Annotated in this window: 22 protein-coding genes and 1 pseudogene; 13 read left to right on the top strand and 10 right to left on the bottom strand. The window is 70.6% G+C overall.

Annotation, left to right across the window (positions count from 1 at the left end; all coding sequences use genetic code 11):
• Positions 1-9: 9 nt before the first annotated feature.
• A complete protein-coding gene (locus tag OG306_RS10485) occupies positions 10-756 on the bottom strand; it encodes a bifunctional DNA primase/polymerase (RefSeq protein WP_266745832.1) in 747 nt (248 codons plus the stop codon).
• A gap of 259 nt (positions 757-1,015) precedes the next feature.
• Between OG306_RS10485 and ddaH the strand changes: the two genes are divergently transcribed.
• Positions 1,016-1,903, top strand: a complete 888-nt coding sequence (ddaH, locus tag OG306_RS10490) for a dimethylargininase (protein ID WP_353962460.1) — start codon at positions 1,016-1,018, stop codon at positions 1,901-1,903.
• A gap of 15 nt (positions 1,904-1,918) precedes the next feature.
• On the opposite strand, the gene OG306_RS10495 is transcribed toward ddaH, so the two are convergent.
• The gene (locus tag OG306_RS10495; protein WP_266906859.1) at positions 1,919-2,914 is read right to left on the bottom strand and encodes a small ribosomal subunit Rsm22 family protein; all 996 of its coding nucleotides are present in this window, start codon (positions 2,912-2,914) and stop codon (positions 1,919-1,921) included.
• Between the two features lie 141 nt (positions 2,915-3,055).
• Between OG306_RS10495 and OG306_RS10500 the strand changes: the two genes are divergently transcribed.
• Entirely contained in the window at positions 3,056-4,363 is a 1,308-nt protein-coding gene (locus OG306_RS10500) for a hypothetical protein (protein WP_266745835.1), read from the top strand.
• A 98-nt stretch (positions 4,364-4,461) separates the two neighbouring features.
• Here the strand turns inward: OG306_RS10500 and OG306_RS10505 are convergent, their stop codons facing one another.
• Positions 4,462-5,799 carry a multidrug effflux MFS transporter gene (locus OG306_RS10505; RefSeq protein ID WP_266745836.1) on the bottom strand — a complete coding sequence of 446 codons (1,338 nt, stop codon included), beginning with the start codon at positions 5,797-5,799 and terminating at the stop codon, positions 4,462-4,464.
• An 86-nt stretch (positions 5,800-5,885) separates the two neighbouring features.
• Here OG306_RS10505 and OG306_RS10510 point away from each other — a divergent pair, with 86 nt between their 5' ends.
• Complete coding sequence (locus tag OG306_RS10510; RefSeq protein WP_266752150.1) at positions 5,886-6,890, top strand: Gfo/Idh/MocA family protein; 1,005 nt, start codon at positions 5,886-5,888, stop codon at positions 6,888-6,890.
• A 39-nt stretch (positions 6,891-6,929) separates the two neighbouring features.
• Here the strand turns inward: OG306_RS10510 and OG306_RS10515 are convergent, their stop codons facing one another.
• On the bottom strand, positions 6,930-8,558 hold the full coding sequence (locus tag OG306_RS10515) for an alkaline phosphatase D family protein (RefSeq protein WP_371665243.1): 1,629 nt from the start codon (positions 8,556-8,558) through the stop codon (positions 6,930-6,932).
• 262 nt (positions 8,559-8,820) lie between these two features.
• Between OG306_RS10515 and OG306_RS10520 the strand changes: the two genes are divergently transcribed.
• The 3 genes from OG306_RS10520 (at position 8,821) to OG306_RS10530 (ending at position 11,260) form a co-directional block, all read left to right on the top strand.
• Positions 8,821-9,594, top strand: a complete 774-nt coding sequence (locus tag OG306_RS10520; RefSeq protein ID WP_266745838.1) for an SDR family oxidoreductase — start codon at positions 8,821-8,823, stop codon at positions 9,592-9,594.
• 148 nt (positions 9,595-9,742) lie between these two features.
• Positions 9,743-10,210: a lamin tail domain-containing protein gene (locus tag OG306_RS10525; RefSeq protein ID WP_266745839.1), complete on the top strand. Its 468-nt coding sequence runs from the start codon at positions 9,743-9,745 to the stop codon at positions 10,208-10,210.
• A 123-nt stretch (positions 10,211-10,333) separates the two neighbouring features.
• A complete protein-coding gene (locus tag OG306_RS10530; RefSeq protein ID WP_266745840.1) occupies positions 10,334-11,260 on the top strand; it encodes a PhzF family phenazine biosynthesis protein in 927 nt (308 codons plus the stop codon).
• Positions 11,261-11,392: 132 nt separating this feature from the next.
• Here OG306_RS10530 and OG306_RS10535 read toward each other — a convergent pair whose 3' ends face one another.
• Entirely contained in the window at positions 11,393-12,331 is a 939-nt protein-coding gene (locus tag OG306_RS10535) for an NAD-dependent epimerase/dehydratase family protein (protein ID WP_266745841.1), read from the bottom strand.
• The gene (locus tag OG306_RS10540) at positions 12,328-13,359 is read right to left on the bottom strand and encodes a ScbA/BarX family gamma-butyrolactone biosynthesis protein (RefSeq protein WP_266745842.1); all 1,032 of its coding nucleotides are present in this window, start codon (positions 13,357-13,359) and stop codon (positions 12,328-12,330) included. The genes OG306_RS10535 and OG306_RS10540 overlap by 4 nt, the downstream gene beginning before the upstream one ends.
• A 133-nt stretch (positions 13,360-13,492) precedes the next feature.
• Here OG306_RS10540 and OG306_RS10545 point away from each other — a divergent pair, with 133 nt between their 5' ends.
• Entirely contained in the window at positions 13,493-14,155 is a 663-nt protein-coding gene (locus OG306_RS10545) for a ScbR family autoregulator-binding transcription factor (protein ID WP_266745843.1), read from the top strand.
• Between the two features lie 124 nt (positions 14,156-14,279).
• On the opposite strand, the gene OG306_RS10550 is transcribed toward OG306_RS10545, so the two are convergent.
• Both OG306_RS10550 and OG306_RS10555 read right to left on the bottom strand, forming a co-directional pair.
• The gene (locus OG306_RS10550) at positions 14,280-15,185 is read right to left on the bottom strand and encodes a metallophosphoesterase family protein (RefSeq protein ID WP_266745844.1); all 906 of its coding nucleotides are present in this window, start codon (positions 15,183-15,185) and stop codon (positions 14,280-14,282) included.
• Positions 15,186-15,506: 321 nt separating this feature from the next.
• The gene (locus OG306_RS10555) at positions 15,507-16,070 is read right to left on the bottom strand and encodes a hemerythrin domain-containing protein (protein ID WP_266745845.1); all 564 of its coding nucleotides are present in this window, start codon (positions 16,068-16,070) and stop codon (positions 15,507-15,509) included.
• A gap of 250 nt (positions 16,071-16,320) precedes the next feature.
• On the opposite strand from OG306_RS10555, the gene OG306_RS10560 reads away from it, so the two are divergent.
• Complete coding sequence (locus OG306_RS10560) at positions 16,321-16,557, top strand: hypothetical protein (protein WP_266745846.1); 237 nt, start codon at positions 16,321-16,323, stop codon at positions 16,555-16,557.
• Positions 16,558-16,579: 22 nt separating this feature from the next.
• Here OG306_RS10560 and OG306_RS10565 read toward each other — a convergent pair.
• Together OG306_RS10565 and OG306_RS10570 are read right to left on the bottom strand one after the other, a co-directional pair.
• Positions 16,580-17,192 (bottom strand): annotated as a pseudogene (locus OG306_RS10565) (LysR family substrate-binding domain-containing protein); the annotation flags it as partial.
• Positions 17,193-17,368: 176 nt separating this feature from the next.
• Positions 17,369-17,902: a helix-turn-helix domain-containing protein gene (locus OG306_RS10570; protein ID WP_266752151.1), complete on the bottom strand. Its 534-nt coding sequence runs from the start codon at positions 17,900-17,902 to the stop codon at positions 17,369-17,371.
• Positions 17,903-18,099: 197 nt separating this feature from the next.
• Here OG306_RS10570 and OG306_RS10575 point away from each other — a divergent pair, with 197 nt between their 5' ends.
• From OG306_RS10575 to OG306_RS10595, 5 genes are read left to right on the top strand one after another with little or no spacing between them, the layout of a single operon-like run.
• A complete protein-coding gene (locus OG306_RS10575) occupies positions 18,100-19,557 on the top strand; it encodes a Na+/H+ antiporter NhaC family protein (RefSeq protein WP_266745847.1) in 1,458 nt (485 codons plus the stop codon).
• A 52-nt stretch (positions 19,558-19,609) separates the two neighbouring features.
• Complete coding sequence (locus OG306_RS10580; protein ID WP_266745848.1) at positions 19,610-20,548, top strand: dihydrodipicolinate synthase family protein; 939 nt, start codon at positions 19,610-19,612, stop codon at positions 20,546-20,548.
• Positions 20,541-21,743 (top strand): NAD(P)/FAD-dependent oxidoreductase, encoded by a 1,203-nt coding sequence (locus OG306_RS10585; RefSeq protein ID WP_266745849.1) that lies wholly within the window; start codon positions 20,541-20,543, stop codon positions 21,741-21,743. The genes OG306_RS10580 and OG306_RS10585 overlap by 8 nt, the downstream gene beginning before the upstream one ends.
• Complete coding sequence (locus tag OG306_RS10590) at positions 21,740-22,030, top strand: 2Fe-2S iron-sulfur cluster-binding protein (RefSeq protein ID WP_266745850.1); 291 nt, start codon at positions 21,740-21,742, stop codon at positions 22,028-22,030. The genes OG306_RS10585 and OG306_RS10590 overlap by 4 nt, the downstream gene beginning before the upstream one ends.
• On the top strand, positions 22,030-23,475 hold the full coding sequence (locus OG306_RS10595) for an NAD(P)/FAD-dependent oxidoreductase (RefSeq protein ID WP_266745851.1): 1,446 nt from the start codon (positions 22,030-22,032) through the stop codon (positions 23,473-23,475). The genes OG306_RS10590 and OG306_RS10595 overlap by 1 nt, the downstream gene beginning before the upstream one ends.
• Positions 23,476-23,556 lie beyond the last annotated feature (81 nt).

Raw genomic sequence — 23,556 nt, forward strand, 5'->3', positions numbered from 1 at the left:
CGTACCGGCTCAACGGCTCGGCGGCCACGCCACCGAACCGTGGTCGAGATCGCTCCGGTCCGCCGCGTCCGCGTACTGCGCGCACGCGTCGGTGAGTGTCTCCAGCAGTGTCAGCGGATCGGGCAGCGGGTTCTCCGGCCCCCGCACCCACCGCACGTCCAGCTCACCGGGAAGCCTGGCCGGCGGCAGGAGCACGTAGCTGCCGCGGCAGTGCCACCGCAGTCCCGGATGCTCGTCCATGGTCTCGGGGTGGCAGTCCAGCTCGCACGGCCACCACTCGTCCTCGTCCTCGGGGGTACCGCGGGTGGCGGTGAAGAAAAGCATCCGGTCGTCGCCGGACCGGGCGACGGGGCCGACGTCGATGCCCGCGGCGAGGAGCCGCTCCAGTGCCTGGCCGCCCGCGGACAGCGGCACGTCGAGAACGTCGTGGATCATGCCGGTCGCGGTGATGAAGTTGGCCTGCGGCTGGCTGCCGGCCCAGCGCTCGATCTGGGCGCGGTCGGTGGTGGACTGCGTCTGCCAGGCGAAGGAGATGGGGTGCCGGGCGGGGGTGGGACAGCCGATGCGTTCGCACGAACATCGGTAGCCGACCGGGTGGGCGGCGGGCGCGATCGGCATTCCGGCTTCGGCGACAGCCAGGAGCAGCGCCTCCCGGGCGGTGCCGTCGACCTCGCTCTGCTGCGGTTTGGGTCGGCGGCGAAGCCATTGGGAAAATCTGCTCTCTGAGCCGCGATAACGGCCGAAATCGGCGCCCATCTATCCCCTTACCTCTACGTTGCCCCTGCCCATGGTCCCACCATCCTGCGCCTCGGGTGGCCGGAGTCCCGAAGCGGGGTGGGCGAGACAGCGCCGTGAGCTGGGCACTATGCCACTTCTTGTCATGAAATGACGGGTGCGCCTCCTCGCCGTGCGGAACCACCCGATCGGATCACTGCGCAACCGGCCCCGGAGAGCGGACGATGGGCTCACGCACACACCCGTGCGAAGTCCCCTCGGCAGGCCACCCCTGCCCGCCATGCGTGAGGAGCCTTCATTGCCCACCCGTCTCCCGTCCGCCACCCCTCACGGAGGCGCGTCGCGCCGCACCTCTTGCCGTCGAGCCACACCCCGCCGATACCTGATGTGTCCTCCCGTCCACTTCAGGGTGACGTACTCCATCAATCCCTGGATGGACCCCAGCAAGCCCGTGGATCTCCCCCTGGCCCAGACCCAGTGGGAGGACCTGCGGGACCGCTACCGTGCCCTCGGGCACACCGTGGAGCTGCTCACGCCCCGGCCCGAGCTGCCCGACATGGTCTTCGCCGCCAACGGCGCCACGGTGGTCGACGGCCGGGTGCTGGGTGCCCGGTTCGCGTACCGGGAGCGGTACGCGGAGGCCGGGGCCCATCGCGAGTGGTTCCGGGCCAACGGCTTCACCGAGTTCCATGAGCCGGACCACGTCAACGAGGGCGAGGGCGACTTCGCGGTCACCGCGTCGTACCTCCTGGCCGGGCGGGGCTTCCGGTCCAGCCCGCTCTCGCACGACGAGGCGCAGGAGTTCTTCGGGCGCCCGGTGATCGGGCTCGATCTGATCGACCCGCGCTACTACCACCTGGACACGGCCCTGTCCGTGCTCGACGAGGCGGGCGACGAGATCATGTACTACCCGGGGGCGTTCTCGCCGGGGAGCCGGTCGGTGCTGGCGCGGCTCTTCCCCGACGCGCTGATCGCCGAGGAGGCGGACGCCGCCGCGCTCGGTCTGAACGCGGTGAGCGACGGGCTCCACGTACTGCTGCCGCAGGCCGCCACGGGGCTGTTCGATCCGTTGCGGGCGCGCGGCTTCGAGCCGGTGCCGATGGATCTGGGCGAGCTGCTGAAGGGCGGCGGCAGTGTGAAGTGCTGCACCCAGGAGCTGCGGGGGTGAGTGAGCGGGCCGCCCTCAGTTGTCCTCGCCGGGCGGCCACGCGTCGCCCCACGCGACGTCCCGGGCGGCCCGGTACAACTCGCCGTGCCGCTTGGTGACCGTGGCGCGCCGCAGGGCCTCGTCACGGGTGCACAGGTCGAGCAGCACCTGCCCCTTGCGGATCTGCGGCTTGCGGGTGACGCGCGCCGGGACGGGCTCCGTCTCGAAGCGGGTCGCCACGACGTAGCTGAACTTCTCGTCCTCGTACGGCAACGAGCCGCCCTTGACCTGCCGGTGCAGCGAAGAGCGGCTGACCCGGGCCGAGAAGTGGCACCAGTCCGTGCCCGGCTCGATGGGGCAGGCGTCGCTGTGCGGGCAGGGCGCGGCGACCTTCAGCCCGGCGGCGATCAGCCGGTCGCGGGCCTCGATGATCCGGGCGTAGCCGTCGGGGGTGCCGGGCTCGACGACCACGACCGCCTGTGCGGCGGCCGCCGCGGTGTCGACGAGCGCGGCACGGACGTCCGCCGTCAGTTCCTTGAGTACGTAGGAGACGGTGATCAGGTCCGTGGGCGCGAGTTCGAGGCCCGCGCCGATCCGGGCCCGGCGCCACTCGGCGGCGCGCAGGGCGGGGATGCCGGAGATCCCGGCCAGTTCGCGGCCCAGTGCGAGGGCGGGCTCGGCCCAGTCCAGGACGGTGGTCCGCGGCCCCTCCCAGGCACCGGCCACGGCCCAGCTCGCCGCTCCGGTGCCGCCGCCGATGTCGGTGTGCGTGGCGGGCGCCCAGTCGGGGGCGGCGTCCTGGAGTGCGGCGAGGGCGGACCGTACCGCTTCGAAGGTCGCGGGCATCCGGTACGCGGCGTAGGCGGCGACGTCGGATCGGTCGCGGAGCACCGGGGCGTCCGTGGGAGTGGTCCCCCGGTAGTTGGCGATGAGCCGGTCGACGGCCTGGACGGCCTGCCTGGGCGGCAGTCCGTCGAGCAGTGCGGCCAGCGCCGTGCGCAGGGCTTCCGCGGTGGGGAGGGTGGCGTTCACCGGCAAATTGTAGGCGGAGGCTGCCCGCCCGCTTCCGGCCCGGCACCGGCCGCGAACCGCAGAACAGGTGAACTGCCGGGGCCCTTGCGCCAGTTGCTACGCTGACCGCCGCGAGGTCGGGATCGCCCATCGAGGGAAGTCATGAGACAGAAGATCGTGCGCCTGGTTCTGGTCGGCGGAGTTCTCGTGCTGGCCATGCTTCTTCTGCTGGCCACCTGCGCGGGCGGTGAGAAGAGCTCCGGCGAGCCGAAGAAGCGGGCGGAGAAGGCCACGGTCCCGGTGACCCGGCTCACCGTCCCCTCCGTGTTCGAGACGAAGCGCGGCTGGGAGCTCATCGGTACCTCGCCCGACTACGCGCTGTCCCGGACGACGGGCACTCTCGCCTACCTCGTGCGAGTCTCGGACACCAGGTATCAGCTGCAGACCATCGACTCGGAGACCGGGGAGGCCGGCTGGCACGGGGAGAGCTGGCGGCCCCCGTCCGCGCAGCACTTCCCGAGGCTCCTCCTGGTCACCGCGGACGACCACGAGTACTACGTGACGTGGTCGTACGGGAAGGTCGGCGAGAACGCGCTGACCCCCGCCGACACGATCGTCTCGCTGGACTTCTACGACGTGCGGGACGGCTCCCGGCGGCGCGTCGAGGTGCCGTGGAACGCCGTGCCCACGGTCTCCGCCACCGGCCCCGGCGTCCTCATCAGTGACGGCCGGACGAACAGCGCCGTCATCGACCCGTCGACCGGCCGGGTGTCGCAGGTCACCGCCCCCGGACTCAAGTACCCGAAGGGCTGCACGACCTGCAAGCAGCTCACCGAGGTCCGCGGGCTGACGCAGAAGGGCCTGCTGGTCAGCGGGTCCAAGGAGTTCTGGGTGCAGGGCGGCTGGTTCAGCCGCGATGTCGCGCCCAAGGGCACCGACCGGCTCAGCGGGATCCCGACGTCGGTGCTCCCGGGGCTGATCCTGGCGAAGTGGCATCTCGCCAAGGGCGCGAAGCGCGCCGCCACCCATGACCTGTGGACGGTGCACGATCTGGAGACGGGCAAGCCGCTCGCCTCGGTGGAGTGCAGCAAGCCCGCGATAAAGCCCGGCCAGTACCCGCAGCTCGTCGCCGCGCCCTCGGGCAACTTCCTGGTGGCCGGGCCACTCGCCTTCGACCTGCTGACGAAGCGGGGCTTCTGCTTCGAGGGGGCGGACGGCACGAAGCCGCTGACGCTGGCGTCGGTGAACGACGAGGGCATCGCGTACGGCGCGGCGAACGCGCGCAACGCGGCGGACGCGCTGGCCGGCGGCGGCACCCCCGTCGCGGTCGCGGTCAGGAGCGGCACGACGGGCGCCCTGCCGTCGAACCAGCGGATTCCGGGCGCGGTGACGTCGGACGGTGTCGGCCTGTTCCGCTGGACGGACGAGAAGGACCGCCCGCATCTGATCGGCTACCCGAGCGCGCGCTGAGGTCCTCCGTCCGGATCATGCCGGGCTCGCGGGGTGCCGTGCACGAGGCCCGCTGTGGCCTTTCGCACGGCCCATGTGCCGCCCCTCGGGCTCCCCCGCTACGCCGCCACCCGCCGCCAGGGCCTGCACAGCCCCAGGAAGCAGGCCATCGCGCCCACCGCGCACACCAGTTGGACGACGGCCATCGGCACGGCCGTCCCCTCGCCCGCGATCCCGACGAGCGGCGAGGCGACGGCGCCGATGAGGAACGACGACGTGCCGAGCAGCGCGGACGCGGACCCGGCGGCGTGCTTCGTACGCATCAGGGCCTGCGCGTTCGTGTTCGGCATCGCGAGCCCCATCGCGGACATCAGCACGAAGAGCCCGGCCGCGACCGGGACCAGGCCCACGTCCCCGAAGACCCCGGTCGTCATCAGCAGCAGTGCGGCCGCGGCCAGCACGATGACCGAGAGGCCGAAGGCGAGCGCCTTGTCCAGGCTGATCCGGCCGACCAGCACCTTGCCGTTGATCTGGCCCACGATGATCAGGCCGACCGAGTTGACGCCGAAGAGCAGGCTGAAGGTCTGCGGCGAGGCCCCGTAGATCTCCTGCACGACGAACGGCGAGGCGCTCACGTACGCGAAGAGGGCGGCGAAGGCGAGGCTGCCCGCGATCATGTAGCCGGCGAAGATCCGGTCGGCGAGCAGCCCGCGCATGGTGCGCAGCGCGTCGCCGATGCCGCCGGTGTGCCGGTCCTGCGGTGGCAGGGTCTCGTGCAGCCACTTCCAGACGACCAGGGTGAGCAGCGCGCCGACGACGGTGAGGACGGCGAAGATCCCCCGCCAGTCGGTGAACCGCAGCACCTGTCCGCCGATCAGCGGCGCGACGACCGGTGCGACGCCCGAGATCAGCATCAGTGTGGAGAAGAACCTGGCCATCTCCACGCCGTCGTACATGTCGCGCACCACGGCGCGGGCGATGACGATCCCCGCCGCACCGGCCAGGCCCTGCAGGAGGCGGAAGCCGATGAGGAGTTCCGTGGTGGGGGCGAAGACGCAGATCGCGGTGGCGACGACGTAGATGATCATGCCGAGGAGCAGCGGCCTGCGCCTCCCCCACCGGTCGCTCATCGGTCCGACGACGACCTGGCCGAGCGCCATGCCGGTGAGGCAGGCGGTGAGGGTGAGCTGGACGGTCGCGGCGGGGGCGTGCAGGGACTCGGTGACCGCGGGGAGTGCCGGGAGGTACATGTCCATGGAGAGCGGCGGCAGTGCGGTGAGGCCGCCGAGGACCAGGGTGACGAGGAGTCCGGTGCGCCGGGCCGCTTCGGTGGCGGCGGGTTCTGCGAAAGGTGTGCCGGTGGCCGCGGGCTCCTCGGTCCCGGTCCCGTTCGCCGTCCCGGTGGTCGGTATGTGTGTACGTTCCTGCTGGGCCCGGCTCGCGCCGCTCTCCGGCATTCTCATCTCCATGTCGTTGAATCCGCATCTATGCTCTCAGCTCTGCCGGACCGGTCGAGACCTTTTGGGGAGCAGGCATGACAGGCATGAGCGGGGCATTGCGTTGGGGCGTACTGGCGACCGGCGGTATCGCCGCGACGTTCACCGAGGATCTGCGGGCGATGCCGGACGCGGAGGTGGTGGCCGTCGCCTCCCGTACGGACGCCTCGGCGAAGGCGTTCGCGCAGCGGTTCGGGATACCCCGGGCGTACGGCAGCTGGGCGGAGCTCGCCGCCGACGACGAGGTCGACGTGGTGTATGTGGCGACGCCGCACTCGGCGCACCGGGAGGCCGCCGCGCTCTGCCTGGAGGCCGGGAAGCACGTGCTGTGCGAGAAGGCGTTCACGCTCAACGCGCGGGAGGCGGAAGAGCTGGTGAAGCTCGCCCGGGACCGCGGCCTCTTCCTGATGGAGGCCATGTGGACGTACTGCAACCCGGTCATCCGGCGCATGACGGAGCTGGTGCGGGACGGCGCCATCGGCGATATCCGTACCGTGCAGGCCGACTTCGGGTTCGCGGGCGACTTCGGCCCCGAGCACCGGCTGCGCGACCCGGCGCTGGGCGGCGGCGCGCTGCTGGACCTCGGGGTCTATCCGGTGTCGTTCGCGCAGTTGCTGCTGGGCGAACCGGACCGGGTGCAGGCCGACGCGCTGCTCTCCCCGGAGGGGGTCGACCTGAACACGGCCATGCTGCTGAGCTGGTCGGGGGCGGGCGCCTCGGCGCTGCTGAACTGTTCGCTCGTCGGGGACACCCCGGTGACCGCGACGGTCACCGGGACGAAGGGGCGGATCGACTTTCCGCACGGCTTCTTCTATCCGGAGCGGTTCGTGCTGCACCGGCCGGGGCGCGACCCGGAGGAGTTCACCGCGGGGGCGGCGGGCGACGGGCTGCGCGGGATGCAGTTCGAGCAGGCCGAGGTGGCGCGGGCGCTGCGGGCCGGCGAGACGGAGTCGCCGCTGGTGCCGCTGGACGGTTCCCTCGCCGTGATGCGGACGCTCGACGCGGTACGTGACCGCATCGGCGTCCGCTACCCGGCCGACGACCTCGACTGACGGCCTCCGCTGACCGGCGCCCGTCCGTGGGGCGGGGCCCTACGCGGGCGTGAGGCCCTGGTTCCCCACCTCCGTGACGAACGATCCGGCCGTCGCGAGGGGCGCGCCGGGCGTGGTGACGGCGGACACCGTGCGGTAGTCCGCGCGCGCCCGCTGCGCGCCCAGTGTGATGACGGCGTAGCCGCGGCGGCCGTTGAAGAACTTCATGTGCGGGTTGGCCCGCATCTGGTTGTTCCATGCGGCCGGCTTGTCCGAGCCGTTCTTGCCGCTGGTGATGGAGGTGGCGACGATCTCCGTGCCGACGGTGCGGGAGGACGGGTCGTCGAAGTCCCGCTTCAGGTCGAAGCCGTAGCCGACGTGCACATCGCCGGTCAGCACCATCAGGTTGTCGATCCGGGCGGCCTCGGCTCCCTTCAGGACCCGTTCCCGGGAGGCGGGGTAGCCGTCCCAGGCGTCCATCGACAGCAGATAGGCGTCGGTGGGGACGTCGCGCCGCTGGGCGAAGGTGACCTGCTGCGGTACGACGTTCCAGGTGGCGTGCGAGGTGCGCCAGCCGTTGAGCAGCCAGCGCTCCTGGGTGGCTCCGGTGAGGGTGCGCGAGGGGTTCTCGGACTCCGGTCCGGGCTTCTGCCAGCCGTCGCCGTACGCCTGGTCGCTGCGGTACTGGCGGGTGTCGAGGATGTCGAACTGGGCGAGGCGGCCGAAGTGCAGGCGCCGGTAGAGCTTCATGTCCGGGCCGGTCGGCCGCTGCGGGGTGCGCAGCGGCTGGTTCTCCCAGTACGCCCGGTACGCTGCGGCGCGCCGCAGCAGGAATTCCGTCGGCGGTACGTCGTTCTCGGGGATCTCGCCCGCGTAGTTGTTCTCCGTCTCGTGGTCGTCCCAGGTGACGACGAAGGGGTGCGCTGCGTGGGCGGCGCGCAGATCGGGGTCGGACTTGTAGAGGCCGTAGCGCAGCCGGTAGTCCTCCAGCGTGACCGTCTCCCGGTTGAAATGGGCGGGGAGCGTGCGCCTGGTGTCGTTACGGGCTCCGCCCCTCGCGCTGACGGCGTACTCGTAGAGGTAGTCACCGAGGTGGAAGACAACGTCGACGTCCTCCTGGGCGAGGTGCTTGTACGCGGTGAAGTAGCCGTGGTGGTAGGCCTGGCAGGAGACGGCGGCCAGGGTCAGCGCGCTGTTGCGGGCGCCTCGGGCGGGCGCGGTGCGGGTCCGGCCGGTGGGGCTGGTCCAGTTCCCGGTACGAAAGCGGTAGTAGAAGACGCGGTCCGCTTCGAGGCCCTTGATCTCGACGTGGACGCTGTGGTCGAACTCCGGGTGGGCGGTGGCCGATCCGCGCCGGACGACGCGGGAGAAGCGCTCGTCGCGGGCGAGTTCCCAGCCCACCCGAACCCGGGCCCGGGGCAGTCCGCTGCCGGTCTCGTACGGGCGGGGCGCGAGTCTCGTCCACAGCAGGACCGAGTCGGGCAGCGGGTCGCCGGAGGCGACGCCGAGGGTGAACGGGTTCTCACCGATCTTCCGGGCGTCCAGCTCGGCGGCGCTCGCGGTACCCGCGGCCGGCAGGTTGACCGAGAAGGCGAGCGCGGCGGCGGCGCCGGTGACGGTGAGGAAGCGGCGGCGTCCGAGGTGCCTGGCGGCGTCGCGCAGCTCCTGCTGGTGCGATGAGTGCGTCATCTGTCCCTCCCCTGGCTGGTGGTGTACTCGGACGGTGCAGCGGGCCGGCACATCGAGCGGTTGTCGTGTTTGCGTCGCTCCGGCATCGCGCGGATGAGGAGTACGACGGGAATGGATGCCCACGACAAAGCACGCATATGCGACGGATGTCATGATCATCAAAATCGGCCCTCCGCAACGCGAACCCGCCGCCGTATACGCCGTCTTGCCCCCGCGTGGCCCCACGCGACCCGCTGGACGGGAAGGCGTACGCTGCGGCCCCATGAGCAGCAAACCGTTGAATTCCGACGCGAAGACGGCGGTCGTGACGGGCGCGGGCTCCGGAATCGGCCGCGCGGTGGCGCTCGCCCTGACCGGCGCGGGCTGGTCGGTGGCGCTCGCGGGCCGGCGCCCGGAGCCCCTCGCCGAGACCGCCGCGCTGGCCGGGAAGAACGTCCGGGTGATCACCGTCCCCGCCGATGTCTCACGCCCCGAGGACGTGGCCGCGCTCTTCTCCTCCGTACAGGAGTGCTTCGGCCGCCTGGACCTGCTCGTCAACAACGCGGGGACGTTCGGCCCGCGTTCCGTCCCCGTCGAGGATCTCTCGGTGGAGGACTGGCGCGTGGTGGTGGACGTGAACGTGACGGGCGCGTTCCTGTGCGCGCAGGCCGCGTACCGGCTGATGAAGGAACAGGACCCGCAGGGCGGCCGGATCATCAACAACGGCTCGATCTCCGCCCACGCGCCGCGCCCGCACTCGGTCGCCTACACCACGACCAAGCACGCCATGACGGGCCTGACGAAGTCGCTGTCGCTGGACGGCCGTCCGTACCGGATCGCCTGCGGGCAGATCGACATCGGCAACGCGGCCACGGACATGACCGAACAGATGCGGACAGGCATCCTTCAGGCCGATGGCCGGCTTGCGGTGGAGCCGGTGATGGCGGCGGCGGATGTGGCCCGGACGGTGCTCCACATGGCGGAGCTGCCCCTGGAGGCGAACATGCAGTTCGCGACGGTCCTGGCGACAGCCATGCCGTACGTGGGGCGCGGCTGACGGGTACGGCCCGAACCGGCGGCCGGGCGTGGCCGGTTGCCGCCCGGTCGACCACGGCCCGGCCGAAATGCGCACCTCCGTGCGGGGGCGGCGCATGTGGCCCTTATGCTCACAGTCCTTCACCAGAACTCCACGCGAGGATCACGGCATGCACATACGGACCACCGCACCGCTCGCCCTGGCCGCCGCCACCGCCCTGGCCGGCTCACTGCTCGTCACGGCCCCGGCCTCGGCCGCCACGCACCAGGGCGGACTGCACCTCGGCAAGATCCAGTACGACAGCCCCGGCAAGGACACCCGCACCAACACCTCCCTGAACGCCGAGTGGGTGGACATCCACAACAACAGCAAGTCGAAGCTTCAGCTCAAGGGCTACAAGCTCAAGGACAACACCGGGTACACGTACACCTTCCCCAGCTACACCATCGGCGCGGGCAAGACCGTCAAGGTCCACACGGGCAAGGGCAGGAACGCGTCGGGCCACGTCTACTGGAACCGCGGTTCGTACGTCTGGAACAACACCGGCGACAAGGCCCGGCTGATCAAGCCGAACGGCAAGCTCCAGGACTCCTGCTCCTGGACGAAGTCGGGCACGGGCACCAAGAACTGCCACTGAGCCGGGACACACGGCCCGGCCGGTGATCCGGTCCGCGGGGAATGCCGCGGGCCGGTGATCCGGTCCCGCCGGGAAGCCGCGGGCCGGGGAATGCACCGGCCCGCGGTTCGGTTGACCTGCGGCATGAGCCAGCATTCAGGTACCCGGGTCCTGCGTTACACCGCCTTCTCCGCCGACCCGGAGGGCGGCAATCCGGCGGGGGTCGTCCTTGACGCGTCCGGTCTCGACGACGCGGCGATGCTCGCCGTCGCGGCGGAGCTGGGGTACAGCGAATCGGCGTTCCTGACCGGACGGTCCGAGCCGGCCGAGGAACGACCGGGTGGTGAGCTGCCGGGTGGTGACCCGACGGGCGGCGAAGGGCCGTCGGCCGCCCGCGGGTACACGATCCGCTACTTCAGCCCGAGGGCCGAAGTCCCGTTCTGCGGCCACGCCACCGTGGCGACGGCCCTGGCGCTCGCCGAGCGCGACGGGCCCGGCGATCTGGTGTTCAGCACGCCCGCGGGTACGGTCCCGGTCACCGTCACCCGGGAGGGCGGCGAGCTCCGCGCCACGCTCACCAGCGTCGAGCCGGACGTGACGGACATCGCCCCGGACGACCTGACGGAGGCGCTGGCCGCCCTGGACTGGCCGGCCGGCGATCTCGACCCGGCCCTGCCGCCCCGGATCGCGTACGCGGGCGCCCGCCACCTCGTACTGGCCGCCGCGACCCGGGAGCGGCTCGCCGGCCTCGACTACGACTTCGCTCGCCTCGAAGCCCTGATGCACCGACTGGACCTGACCACCCTGCAATTGGTGTGGCGGGCATCGCCGGCCGTCTTCCACGTCCGCGACCCGTTCCCCGTCGGCGGCGTGGTGGAGGACCCCGCCACGGGCGCGGCGGCGGCCGCCTTCGGCGCCTATCTGCGCGCGCTGGGCCTCGTCCCGGACACCGCCGTCCTCACCCTCCACCAGGGCGAGGACATGGGCCGCCCCGGCACGCTCACGGTCGAGCTCCGGGCCGGCGACGCCCGGGTCCGGGTGAGCGGTACGGGTACCCGGATCGAGGCCTGACCCGACGGCGCCGGGGGCCGTCGGCGGCCGGGGTCGTCAGGGGCCGGGGCCGTCAGGGGCCGGGGCCGTCAGGGGCCGGGGCCGTCGGTGGCCGGGGTCGTCAGGGGCCGGGGCCGTCGGTGGCCGGGGTCGTCAGGGGCTCAGGCCGAGGTGCCGGCGGTACCACGGGGCGTGCCGGGCGAAGGCGGTCGTGAAGCCGTCGCCCGGCTCCCAGTCGAAGTCCTGGTCGACCCGTTCGTCGGTGAACCAGTGGTCCACGGCGAGCATGCCGAGGTGGTGCAGCGCGTACGGCACACCCGCGAGACGCTCACGGGCCGCGTCCACGTCGATTCCGGTGGCCCCCCAGGGCAGCCGCAGCTCGTCGACGACGGTGGACAGCAGCTGCGAAGAGCTCACCGGTTCGGGGTGGTTGACGTGGTAGACCCCGGCCGGTTCCTTCGGGGACAGTGCCGCGCCCAGCAGCGCCCGCCCCAGCGCCTGTACGTCGATCATCGAGTGCCGCGCCCCGCACCCGGCCGGCACGGCCGAGAGCTGCCGGAGCAGACCGACCAGCCCGGGCACGGCCCAGCGGTCCCCGGCCCCGTAGACGAGGTGCGGGCGCACCACGACGCCCCCCGCCGCGAGGATGTGCTGCTCGGCGGCGGCGCGGGTCAGGCTGGTGGCCGAGGCCGGGGCGGGTTCGGCCTGTCCGGGCCGCAGCCCGGTGAACGGGCCCCGGCCGTAGACGGATGCCGTGCTCAGGTAGACGATGCGGGTGACCCCGCAGCGGGCCGCCTCTTCGGTCAGAGCCCGAGTACCTTGAGCGTTCACGGACCGCGCGGTCGGTTCGTCACCACCGAGCCAGGAGGCGCAGTGGATCACCGCGTCGACGCCCTCGCAGCTGCCGCGCAGCGTCACCGGGTCGGCGAGGTCCCCGTACACCGTCTCGGCGCCGGGTGGTACGGCGGATGAGGGGAGGGCGGTCCGGTGGGTCATCAGGCGCGGCCGGAGACCGGGGACGGTCCGGGCCGCGGCCACCACGTGGCTGCCGATGAAGCCGGTCGCGCCGGTGATGAGTACACGCGTCGTCATGACTGCCCGACCTGTCGCTCGTTCGCCGCGACCTGCCGCGGGCCCGGGGATTCGAGGGTGCAGGCGAACACCGGCCGGTCGTCCTGTGTCGCCGAGACGTGCACGCCGGTCGTCGCGGGGTCGCCGGCCGGGACGGGCCGGGCCTCGATCCAGCAGGGGCGGTCGAGTTCCACGTACTGGAGGAAATCGGTCTTCACCGACGTGGGGAGGAAGCCATGACCGGGGGTGACGGCGACGGCTGCCTGGCGGGCCGCCTCCAGCAGCAGAATGCCCGGCACATGGTCGTTGGGCCGGGCGAACAGCGTCGGATGCCGGGTGTCGAGCCGCAGCTGCCAGACGTTGTGCCGCGGGCCCGGCGCCAGTACGACATCGAATTCATCGGTCCTGCCCACCACGGCCGGTGCAACGGCGGGCAGGAGGGGTATCGGGGCGCCGATCACGTCCTGCCGCCCGTCCCGGACCCTGCGGTACGCCTTGGCCGAGGTGCAGCTGATCCGGCCGCCGCCACGGGCGAGGACGGTGCCGAAGCGGTGCAGGAGCAGCTCGACGTGCATGGAGTTGATGCTCCGGACGCCCCGCCGGATCCGGGAGCAGGACACGTCCACCGTGATGTCCCAGGGCTCCTCTCCCAGGAGCAGCTGATCGGGCTCGGAGACGTATGCCAGTTCCCACATCACGAACTGATCCCCCATCGGGACACCGAACGCCGCGTGGCCCAGCAGCATCGTCGTCTGGCGCATGGTCTCCGCGATCAGCAGCGGGTCCTGGTGACGGCCCGATACGGGCGCGAAGAAGCGGTGCGCCCGCGGCCAACGGGCCGCTACCGAGAACTGGGTCTCGGTCTGCCGGGTCCAGCCGGTGGGGAAGACGTCCTCGGCGTCGGTCCGGTGGACCAGCTGCCCCAGGAAGTCCGCCTCCGGCTGTCTTCCCTCCGGCGTCGTACCGTCGGCTCCTGGACATTCGCTGAAATCTGCGGCCCCGACGCCTTCGATGGCGGCCGAAGCGCTGTGCGAGGTGAGCTGAACCATGAAAGTTCCTCCCAGAGGATCCATACCGGGAGGGCAGGCCGCCCCCGCAGTAAGATACTGACAGTCCGGTTTTCCTATCCAGCCATATCCCAGTGGCGCTGACCACGCCACGACCGAGAGAGACTCGTAGCTGATGGCACAGCAGGCGCGCGCGATCCAGACTCGACGGTCGATCCTGGTGGCGGCCGCCGCCGTTTTCGATGAACGTGGCTACAGCAGTGCCACCATCAGCGAAATCCTCGCGCGGGCCGGGGTGACAAAAGGTGCGCTCTACTTCCATTTCACCTCCAAGGAAGACCTGGCACTCGGGGTGATGGACGTACAGCTGGACAGCGATCCGCTCCCCCCGCAGCTGACGAAGCTTCAGGAGCTTGTCGACCAGGGCATGCTGCTCGCCCACCGGCTCCGTCACGAGCCGCTGGTACGCGCCAGCGTCGGACTGGCCATGGACCAGGCGGTGGAAGGACTCGACCGGGGCACCCCGTTCCGCGCCTGGATAGACCGGCTCGAACACCTGCTGGTCGCCGCGAAGAACCAGGGCGAGCTGCTGCCGCATGTCGATCCCCGCGAGACCGCCGAAATGCTGGCAGGTTCCTTCTCCGGCATCCAGGTGATGTCCCAAGCCCTGTGCAAGCGGGAGGACTTGGGCCGCCGGATCTCTGTACTTCTGCACTACGTGCTGCCGAGCATCTCGACCCCGTCCGTGCTGGCCACTCTCGACATGGCCGAGGACCGGGGCCGGCGCCTGGTCGGCACGCTCGAATCGGTCCCCAGCCAGGCCGGCACTCCCCGCTGAACCGGCCCGGCCGGTTAGTACGAGCCGCGGGTTGCCCTCGCCACCTTCTCCTGGTGCCGACCTTGGGCATCGCCGATTCCGCAGGCGATGACGTTCGGGGCGGTCGTTGTCCGCGTCCTGTCCGTCAGCCGCGTGTGCGGTCACCTACGGACAGACCCGGCCCGGTGCTGCCCCCGTTCCCGTCGTACGGCAGGATCCGCCGCAGCAGCCCCTTGGGGTGACCCCGCTCGCGCCATTCCCTGGGGTAGCCGATGGAGACCTCCTCGAAGCGCACCCCGTCGTACCAGGTCGTACGGGGAATGTGCAGATGCCCGTAGACCACGGCCGCCACATTGAAGCGCCGATGCCAGTCGGCGGTGAGCTCCGTGCCGCACCACTGGGCGAACTGCGGATACGTCAGGACGTCCATCGGTTCCCGGACCAGGGGCCAGTGACCGGCGATGACCAGCGGGATCTCCGCATCGTGTGCGGCGAGGCGTCGTTCCGTCTCCGCCACCCGAGCCCGGCACCAGGCGTCCCGGCTCGGGTACGGGTCGGGGTGCAGCAGGAACTCGTCGGTGCACACCACCCCCGTCTCGTGCGCGTACGCCAGGGACTCCTCCTTGGTCGTCGTGCCCGGGGCCCGGAAGCTGTAGTCGTACAGCAGGAACACGGGCGCGACGGCCACCGGCCCTTCGGGGCCGGGCCACAGCGGGTACGGGTCCTGTGGGGTGGACACCCCGAGGCTCCGGCACAGCTCGACCAGACGCTCGTACCGTTCCCGGCCCCGCAGTTGGACCGGGTCGTGCTTGGTCGTCCACAGCTCGTGGTTCCCGGGGGTCCAGACGACCCGGGAGAAACGGCCCGCGAGCAGTCGCAGCGCCCACTCCACGTCCTCGACCCGCTCGGCGACATCACCGGCGACGATGAGCCAGTCCTCGTCCAAATCGGGTCGCAGCGACTCGATGATGCGACGGTTGTCCGCCATCCCGACGTGAAGGTCGCTCACCGCGAGCAGAGACCCACGGTTTCCATCGGCGCGTTCGGACATGGAGAGCCTTTCCCGAGAAGTGACTGGACAAGATCGTGCCCCATGACCGGTCCCGGCACATCGGCTTCCGCTCGGAACGGCTGCGCACCGTGCACGCCCGCCGGCGTGCACTGCGGCAGTCGGCTGCGGCGCGGGTCGGCCGCGGGGAGGCCCTGTCGCCCGGCGGACTCCTGGATCAGCCGGCGGACGCCGTCACATGCCCTGCGCCGGTGAAGGTACGCGTCCGCTCCGGGAAGGTCGGCGGTCACTTCCATCAGTTGCCGCGGCTGGGGCTGCCGGCCCACGACGAGGACCTTCAGCCCCTGGCACTCCGCCCGTCGGTCAGCCCTTGGTTCTTCGGCCGTGCACCAGGTCACGTACCCGGTCCACCAGTCCTGCGCCGGGCACGAGCAGTTCATGGGCGGGCGGGGTGTCCGGGACGGTGAAGTGCGGACAGGTGCGGGCCGTCTGCTTGGTGTGGCGGGCCAGCCGGCCCAGTTCGTCCAGCTTCTCGGGGGAACAGGACGCCGCGAGCTTCGGGAACAGTTCCTGTTCCTCCTCGCGTACGTGGGAAGCGACCTCCAGTCTCAGCTTCGCGACGATGTCGTTGAACTGCGGATCGTCTACGTGCAGCTCTTCGAGGTCCCTGAGCAGCCGCTCGATCTTGACGTGTTCGGCGAGTTCCTTCTCCGCCAGCTCCTCCCCGTCGCGGACGTGTTTGCGAACCGTCGGACAGAGGTGCATCTCCTCGGCCACCGAGTGCCGCACCAGCTCCGCCGTCAGCCGGTTCGCCAGCACACGCCGTTGCGGATGATCGACCGGCTGCGCCTCGATCCGGGCGAAGAGCTCCTCCAGCTCACGATGATCGGCCGTGAACTCAGCGATCACGTTGCCGCCGTGTGCCATGACAGTCCCTTTCTCGAGTCGGGTTCGCTGTCCCGCGGCGCGGGGTGCGAGGTGCGGGCACCACCCAACAGGCCGGGGACGGACATCCCGCGCTGAGCGCGCGACGGCAGACTCCGCACTCACCTCTCCGGCCCATCCGCGCCCCGTGCGCGGACGGGCCGGGGACGCCGTCTTCGCTCAGCCGAGTGATCTAGGACCGTGCGGCCCTGCCGCCGGGCATACTGCCGCCGTCGGCGTGGAACATCCAGGCATGACCGAAAGTGCGAGCCCCCGTGTCTCAACGCCTCGGATCACTGTGCTGAATGTGCAGCCCGGTGATCCGCCCTTCCGCCTCGTGGAGATCGACGGGGAGGTCGTCGCCGAGGCGACATCGATGACGGACGTGCTCATCGTCGCCGCGGTCCTGGGCATCACGGTCCATGATCTCGACGACCCGGAAGTGATCCGGTGGGTGGGCGGCGGAAAATTTCACTGGAGACTGCGCTGAGAGCCGTCCCGCCACCCGCGACTCACGTGTCTTCGCGGTAGAGGTCGGCGAGCAGCGCGACGACGGCGTGCGTGGCGGGGTGCGGGTCGTGGTGGCGCCGGATGAGGTGGACGGGTACGGGGTCGGCGTCGCGCAGGGGGCGGTAGGTGATGCCGTCGCGGCGGTACTGGGTGGCGGTGGCCCGGGGCGTGATGCCGATGCAGCGGCCGGTGGCGATGGCGGCGAGCCAGTCGTCGATGTCGTGGGTGTATTCGACGGCGGGACGGGCGTCTTCGGGCCACAGGTCCAGGGTGGTGGTGCCGGTGCGGCGGTCCACCACCAGGGTGCGCCCCCGGGTCTCCTCCAGGCGGACGCTGCGGCGCTTGGCCCATGGGTCGTCGGAGGCGAGGGCGAGATAGCGGCGTTCGTGGCCGACGAGGGCGTGGGCGTAGCGGCGGGTGTTGATGGGGGGTGCGGACGACGGCGAGGTCGCAGAGGCCCTCGGCGAGACCGCCGGTGGGGGTGTTGTGGCGGATGAGGTGGAGTTCGACGTCGGGGTAGCGGTCGTGCCAGCGGCGCTGGAACTCGGCGGTGTGGCGGCCCATCGCGGACCAGACGTGGCCAATGCGCAGCCGGGTGTGGCCGGTGGTGGCCTGGTGGCGGATCGGGGTGAGTTGACGGATACGGCGTGGGCGCGGGTAGCACCGTGAGGTTCCCCCGCTGTGCGGGGGGGCACTAGCTGGTCAGGGCGGGTTGACGTGGTTTCAGGTTCACTGGTTCGGCTGCTGCCTTCCGGCGGACGTCGTGGCCCCGGGGTCTTCGCGGTATTTCGCTATGGCGTGGGTGGTGTCACCGACGTCAGGTAGGTCGCCGCCTCTCTTCCGTTGTTTGTGTAGCGGTGAGGCCGTGTGGCGTCGAAGGTCAGCGCCTCCCCCGCCTGCACTTCGAAAAGCTGGTCGGCAACGTACACCGTGACGGTGCCGGTGATGACGTAGGCGCATTCGACCGCGACATGGCTCCACTGCTCGTCGCTGGATGCCTGGCCCGGTTCGAGCGTGCCGAGCAGAACTTCGAGCTGGCCGTTGCTCGGGGTCAGGCGTTCGTACTGCACGAGGCCTTTCGGCATGAGCAGGCGGGAGCGTTCGTCGGGGCGGCTGTGGTGAGCTGTGAGCGGGGCTTGCTCATGGAACAGCGAGGCGGTCGATGAGCCGAAGACCGTGCTCAAGGCGCGGAGGGTCTTGAGGCTCGGCTCGCGGATACCTCGCTCCACCTGGCTGAGTAGGGTCGCCGACAGGCCGGTCTGCGCTGCGAGGTCGCGCAGGCTGAGCCCTGCCTCCGTCCGCAGCGTGCGTAGCTGATCTCCCATCACGACGTTCAGCCTAGCCCGAGCCGTGCGCACTATTGTGCACGCTTGCGTACGCGAACCACGCGACTCCTGCGGAGGTCAGCACATTATTGCCAAAGAGTCAATGGTTGACAGTCGAAGCTTCGTGCACTTTTGTGTACACACGTAAATAAGTGCACACCTGCGCTATCCCCAACGTTGTGGAGAGGTTCACCACCATGAGCGCCGACAAGCATCTGGCCTTCCGCGGAGGAAGGGCACTGGCGTTCTTGCCGGTCGTCGTGTTCCTCGCGTTCTGCGTCGTCTTCTTCGTCGTGTTCAAGACGTTCGACATGACCGCGCTCGCCGCCGGAGGTGTCCTTGCGCTGCTCGTCGGCGCGCTGTTCGCCAAGCCGTATTCGGCGTACTGGTCCGCCGTGACGAGGGGGATCGGATCGTCCACGGCAGTCACGATCGTGATGATCCTGTTCTGCGTGGGGCTGATGTCCGCCCTGATCAAGGAGACCAACGTCGCGGGCGGGTTCGTGTGGCTCGCCGAGCTACTCGGTGTCGATGGCGGCACCTTCACACTGTTCACGTTCGTCGCGGTGTGCATTATCTCGATGGCGACGGCGTCGTCCATCGGGACGATGTTCACGGCGTTTCCGATCTTCTACCCGGCCGGCGTGCTCCTCGGTGCTGAGCCGGCGTTCCTCGCCGCCGCGATCATCTCCGGCGCGATCTTCGGAGACAACGTCGCCCCGATCTCCGACACGACCGTCATCTCGTCGTCAACGCAGAGGTTCCGCAAGAAGACCGGCACCGCCGATATCGCCGGAGTCGTGCGGAACCGCGCTCGCTTCGCCTTCACCGCGGCAGGCCTCGCGGCCGTCGGGTTCTTCGTGCTGGGGTCGTCGGGCCGCTCGGGCGACTCTGCGCACTCGCAGGAGCTGCTGGAGCAGGCCGCCGACCCGCTCGCCCTCGTGATGCTCATACCCGTCGCACTTATGCTCACCGTGGCACTGCTCACCCGCGACATCTTCAAGGCGGTCACAGTCGGGCTCGCGGCCGGAATCGTCACCGGCCTCGCCTCGGGTCTGCTGACCCCTGGGGGCATCGTCGGCGTCACCGACGGGGCGCCGACCGGATTCCTGATCACCGGCATCGGCGACATGCTCGGCGTGATCGCTCTGGTGGTGACCGTGTTCGGCATTATGGGCGTACTCACCGAAGCGGGCATCCTCGACTGGCTCGTGAGCGCCCTCACCAGCAGCCGCCTGTCCCGCACCCCGCGCGGCGCGGAGTTCGCGATCGGCATCGGGATCTCGTTCACCACGCTGCTGTTCGGCGGCGTGAACTCGGCCGCGATGCTCACGTTCGGCCCGGTCGCCGATGAGATCGGCGACCGCGTCGGCCTGCACCCGTACCGCCGAGCGGTCGTCATGGACTGCTTCGCGATGGGGATCGCCGCCATCGTCCCCGTTCTCAGCGCCTATCTGTTCATCGGCGCGCAGCTCACGACCGGGATCAAGGGCGTTCCTGCCTTGGCCACGACGGAGATCTTCGTCGCGATGCTCTACCCGCTCGTCCTCACCGTCGTCATGGTCGTGGCGGCCGCGACCGGTTGGGGCCGCCGTTTCGAGGGCGCGGACGGCGTCGAGCTGAAGCGACCCGAGCCCGAGCCGGCCGCGGTCTGAGAAGCACACCCCAGGAAGAGCACCGCCGGGCAACCGGCGATTTGGAGCAAACATGGATCGCAACACCGTCAGCTGGCGCGGCTACATCCCCGCCATCACCACACCGTTCACCCGCGAGGGCGCGCTCGACATCGACGCGTTGCACCGGCAGATGGCTTGGCTCGTCGACGAGGGTATCCAGGGCGCGATCCTGGCCGGCACGAGCGGCGAGTGGTTCTCCCTGTCCACGAAGGAGCGCGGGGAGCTGTTCGCGGCGGGCGCCGAACACCGGAGCGACGCCTTCCCCGTCCTCGGCGCCTGCAACGCTTTCACCCCGCAAGAGGCGATCACGCACGCCCGCGCGGCAGAGGCGGCGGGCCTCGACGGCATCCTCCTTACCCCGCCCCCCTACATCGTGCCCAACGGGAAGGAGATCGTTGCGTTCTACCGGGCGGTGAGCGATGCCACCGACATCCCGATGACCGTGTACAACTGGCCGCGCGGCTGCGTCGTGGACATGGGCGTGGAACTGCTGGCCGAACTCGCGCAGATCGAGAATGTCGTCGCTGTCAAGAACTCGACGGGAGACTTCGCGAGCTTCCTCGCCGGGATGTACGCGCTGGAGGGCGAGGTGCGGTACTTCGGTCTGCCCACCAACGCGCTCGGCGCCGACCTTGCGATGCTCGGCCACGGCGACGGCCTGATGGGAACGGGCGGCATCCTCGGCCGCGACCAGGCCGACTTCTGGAACGCCGTCGACGCCGGGGACCGAGAGCGCGCGGTCCAACTGGGCAAGAGGGACCGCGTGTACATGGACGCGTGGTTCCGTCCCGACTACGGCGTGCAGTTCGGCAACCAGCAGGCGATCATCAAGACCGCACTGCGGCTGCGCGGCATCCCCGCGGGATTCGTGCGGGCGCCGCTCCTTGAGCTCACGCCGGACGAGGTCGCCCGCGTCGAGGCGACCCTGCACAAGCTCGGCATCGAGACGGTCCCCCTCGCCGATGACTGAGCGGTACGACGTCGTTGTCGTCGGCGGCGGCCTGCTCGGCTGCCTCACGGCGTGGATGGCCGCCCGCGACGGGGCGCACGTGCTCCTGGTCGACAAGGACCAGGTGAACCAGCACGCCTCGGGCCAGAACGCGGGGAGCCTGCACTTCCAGCTCGAATACCGGATGGTCGAGGCCGGCGAGGAGGCCGCGCGCGTCGCGGCGGAGGCGATGCCGCTGCACCTCGACGCTGCCGCGATGTGGGCGCGCATGGAGGATGAGATCGGAGAGCCACTCGGCGTGCGCCAGACGGGCGGACTCATGGTCGCCGAGAACTCCGACCAGGTCGGGATGCTCGAGTTCAAGGCGGAGCTGGAACGCTCCTGGGGCCTCGACGTGCGCACGCTCGATCGCACCGAGCTCGACGACGTCGCACCGTACCTTTCACGGGACATCGTCGCAGCCAACCTCAGCGCACTGGAAGGAAAGGCGGACGCCCGCATCGCCGCTCCCGCGGTCGGACGCGCGGCCATCGCGGCCGGCGCGACCGTGCGCGCGCGTTCCCGCCTGGTCGGCGCCCGTCGCGTGCCGACCGGATGGGAAGTCACCCTCCGGGAGACGGACCGCGCGGGAGACGAACGGGCCCGCACCGTCCAGACCGGAGCAGTCGTGCTCGCCGCCGGCGTATGGACGACCGAGCTCGGCCGGGTTTTCGACGCCGAGCTCCCCACCGTCCCGCTCGCCCTCACGATGACCGTCACCTCGAAGATTCCCAGGTTCATCCCCCACCTCGTCCAGCACGCGGGTGCGCGCCTGTCGCTCAAGCAGTCGCTCGACAACACGGTCCTCATCGGCGGCGGGTGGCCGGCGCGACTGATGAGGGACGCGCACGGCGCCCCGGCATTCGACCGCAAGCACCAGTTGATCCCGCAGTCGATCGCCGGCAACGCGCGCGCAGCCGTGAACACCGTTCCCGCGCTGGAGCGGGTCCCCGCCGTGCGCAGCTGGGTCGGCGCGACCACGGTGGCACCCGACCAGCTGCCGCTCGTCGGCGCGGTCAAGGGCGCGCCGGGGGTATTCGTTGCCACCGGCGGATCGGCGTTCACCCTCGGGCCGAGCTTCGCGCGGGTGCTGGCCGGCCTCATCGCCGGGCGCTCGCCCGATATCGACCTCGCACCCTACGACCCGGCCCGCTTCGCGGAAAGGAGCGCCCCATGACCACAGACGGATCCTGGCGTCGCACCGCGCAAGAGCGCGGCGACGCTGTGACAATCGCCGTAGACGGCGAGCCGGTTCGCGCTTGTAGGGGCGAGACGGTGGCCGCGGCAATGCTCGCCGCAGGGGCCGCGTTCGAACGAGACCGCATCGGAGCTCCGCGGGCGCCGCTGTGCAACATGGGGACGTGCTTCGAGTGCGCCGCCACCGTCGACGGTCGGCCGCTGACCCGCACCTGCCTCGTACCGGCGCGCGAGGGCCTGATCATCGAGACACCAGGGAGGCTGTGATGTTTGATCTCGCGATCATAGGCGCGGGCCCGGCGGGCATGTCGGCGGCTCTCACCGCAGCCGATCACGGCCTGACGGTCGTCGTCATCGACGAGCAGCAGCGAGCGGGCGGGCAGATCTTCCGTCAGCCACCCGAGACCTTCACCGGAAGCGTCCTGCACCCCACCGCGGGCTACGGCTGGGCCACCGAGCTCATCCGACGCTTCGAGGCGGACTCGCGACTGACGACGGAGTTCGGCTGGTCGGCGATCGGTGTCCTGCACGACGACGCAGAGCCGGACGGTCTGTGCGTGGCGATCAATCACCCGGAACACGGCACTCGCGTGATCGGCGCGCGTCGGCTGCTGATCGCCACGGGCGCCTACGACCTTCCCGTCGCCTTCCCCGGCTGGACGCTGCCCGGCGTCATGACCGCCGGCGGTGTCCAGACCCTCGTCAAGGCGCAGAAGATCGCACCCGTCGGCGACGTTGTGCTGGCCGGGGCGCATCCGCTGCTGCTGCTCGTGGCCGACTTGCTCGTCCGCGACGGCGTCCCCGTGCGCGAGATCGCGTTCGCGCAGAGCATCCCGACACCGATGGACATGCTCCGCGCCCTCGGCGCCCTGCCCGGTCATCTGCGGATGCTCGCAGAGACGGGCGCGATCCTGACGCGGCTGGTGCGCAAGGGCATCCGAGTCTCGCCCCGGACCATCGTGACGGCCGCCCACGGCACGGAACACGTCTCCCGGATCGAGCTCGCCAGGGTCGACCGGCGGTGGAAGGTGACAGGCGCACCCCGCGAGGTCGCCGCATCGCATCTCGTGCTCGGGTACGGCTTCTCCGCATCGACGGAGCTCGCCCGTCAGATCGGATGCGAACTCGCATTTGATTCGCCGCGGGGTGGCTGGGTGGTCACACACGACGAACGACTGCAGACATCCGTCCCCGGAGTGTTCGTCGCCGGCGAGCCCACGGGCATCGCCGGCGCCGACCAAGCCCGCGCCGAGGGTACGCTCGCGGGACTCGGGATCGCCGCGAGCCTCGGACGCGCCGTGTCAGCCGCGGCCTTCGCCGAAGCGGAACGTGGCATCCACACATCGACACGGTTCTCCGCTGTTGTGCAGAACATGTTCGAACCGGTCCGTGGCGCGCTCGGAGACCTGGCGACGCGAGAAACCACCGTCTGTCGATGCGAACTGGTCACACGCGGCGAACTCGACGACTTCCTCGAATCGTCACCGTTCGTCAGCAACGTCAACGCCGTCAAGCTCTCCTGCCGGACGGGCATGGGCCCCTGCCAGGGACGCTACTGCGAGAGCAGCGTCGGCACTGTCCTCGCATCGGCACGTGAGCAGACGATCGGGCTCGGCGGACGCTTCTCCGCCCACCTGCCGATCAAACCTGTGCCCGTCGGAGACCTACGAGACCTCGACGCGGCTGCCGAGCAGCCCGCATCGGACAACTAGGACACATGTCGCTCGGCGTCGTGATGGCCGGTGGACGCGAGACTCTCGGCGGGCGGCTCCCACTCGTACCGGCGGCGCCGT

This window comes from Streptomyces sp. NBC_01241 (genome assembly GCF_041435435.1).
Taxonomy (GTDB): domain Bacteria; phylum Actinomycetota; class Actinomycetes; order Streptomycetales; family Streptomycetaceae; genus Streptomyces.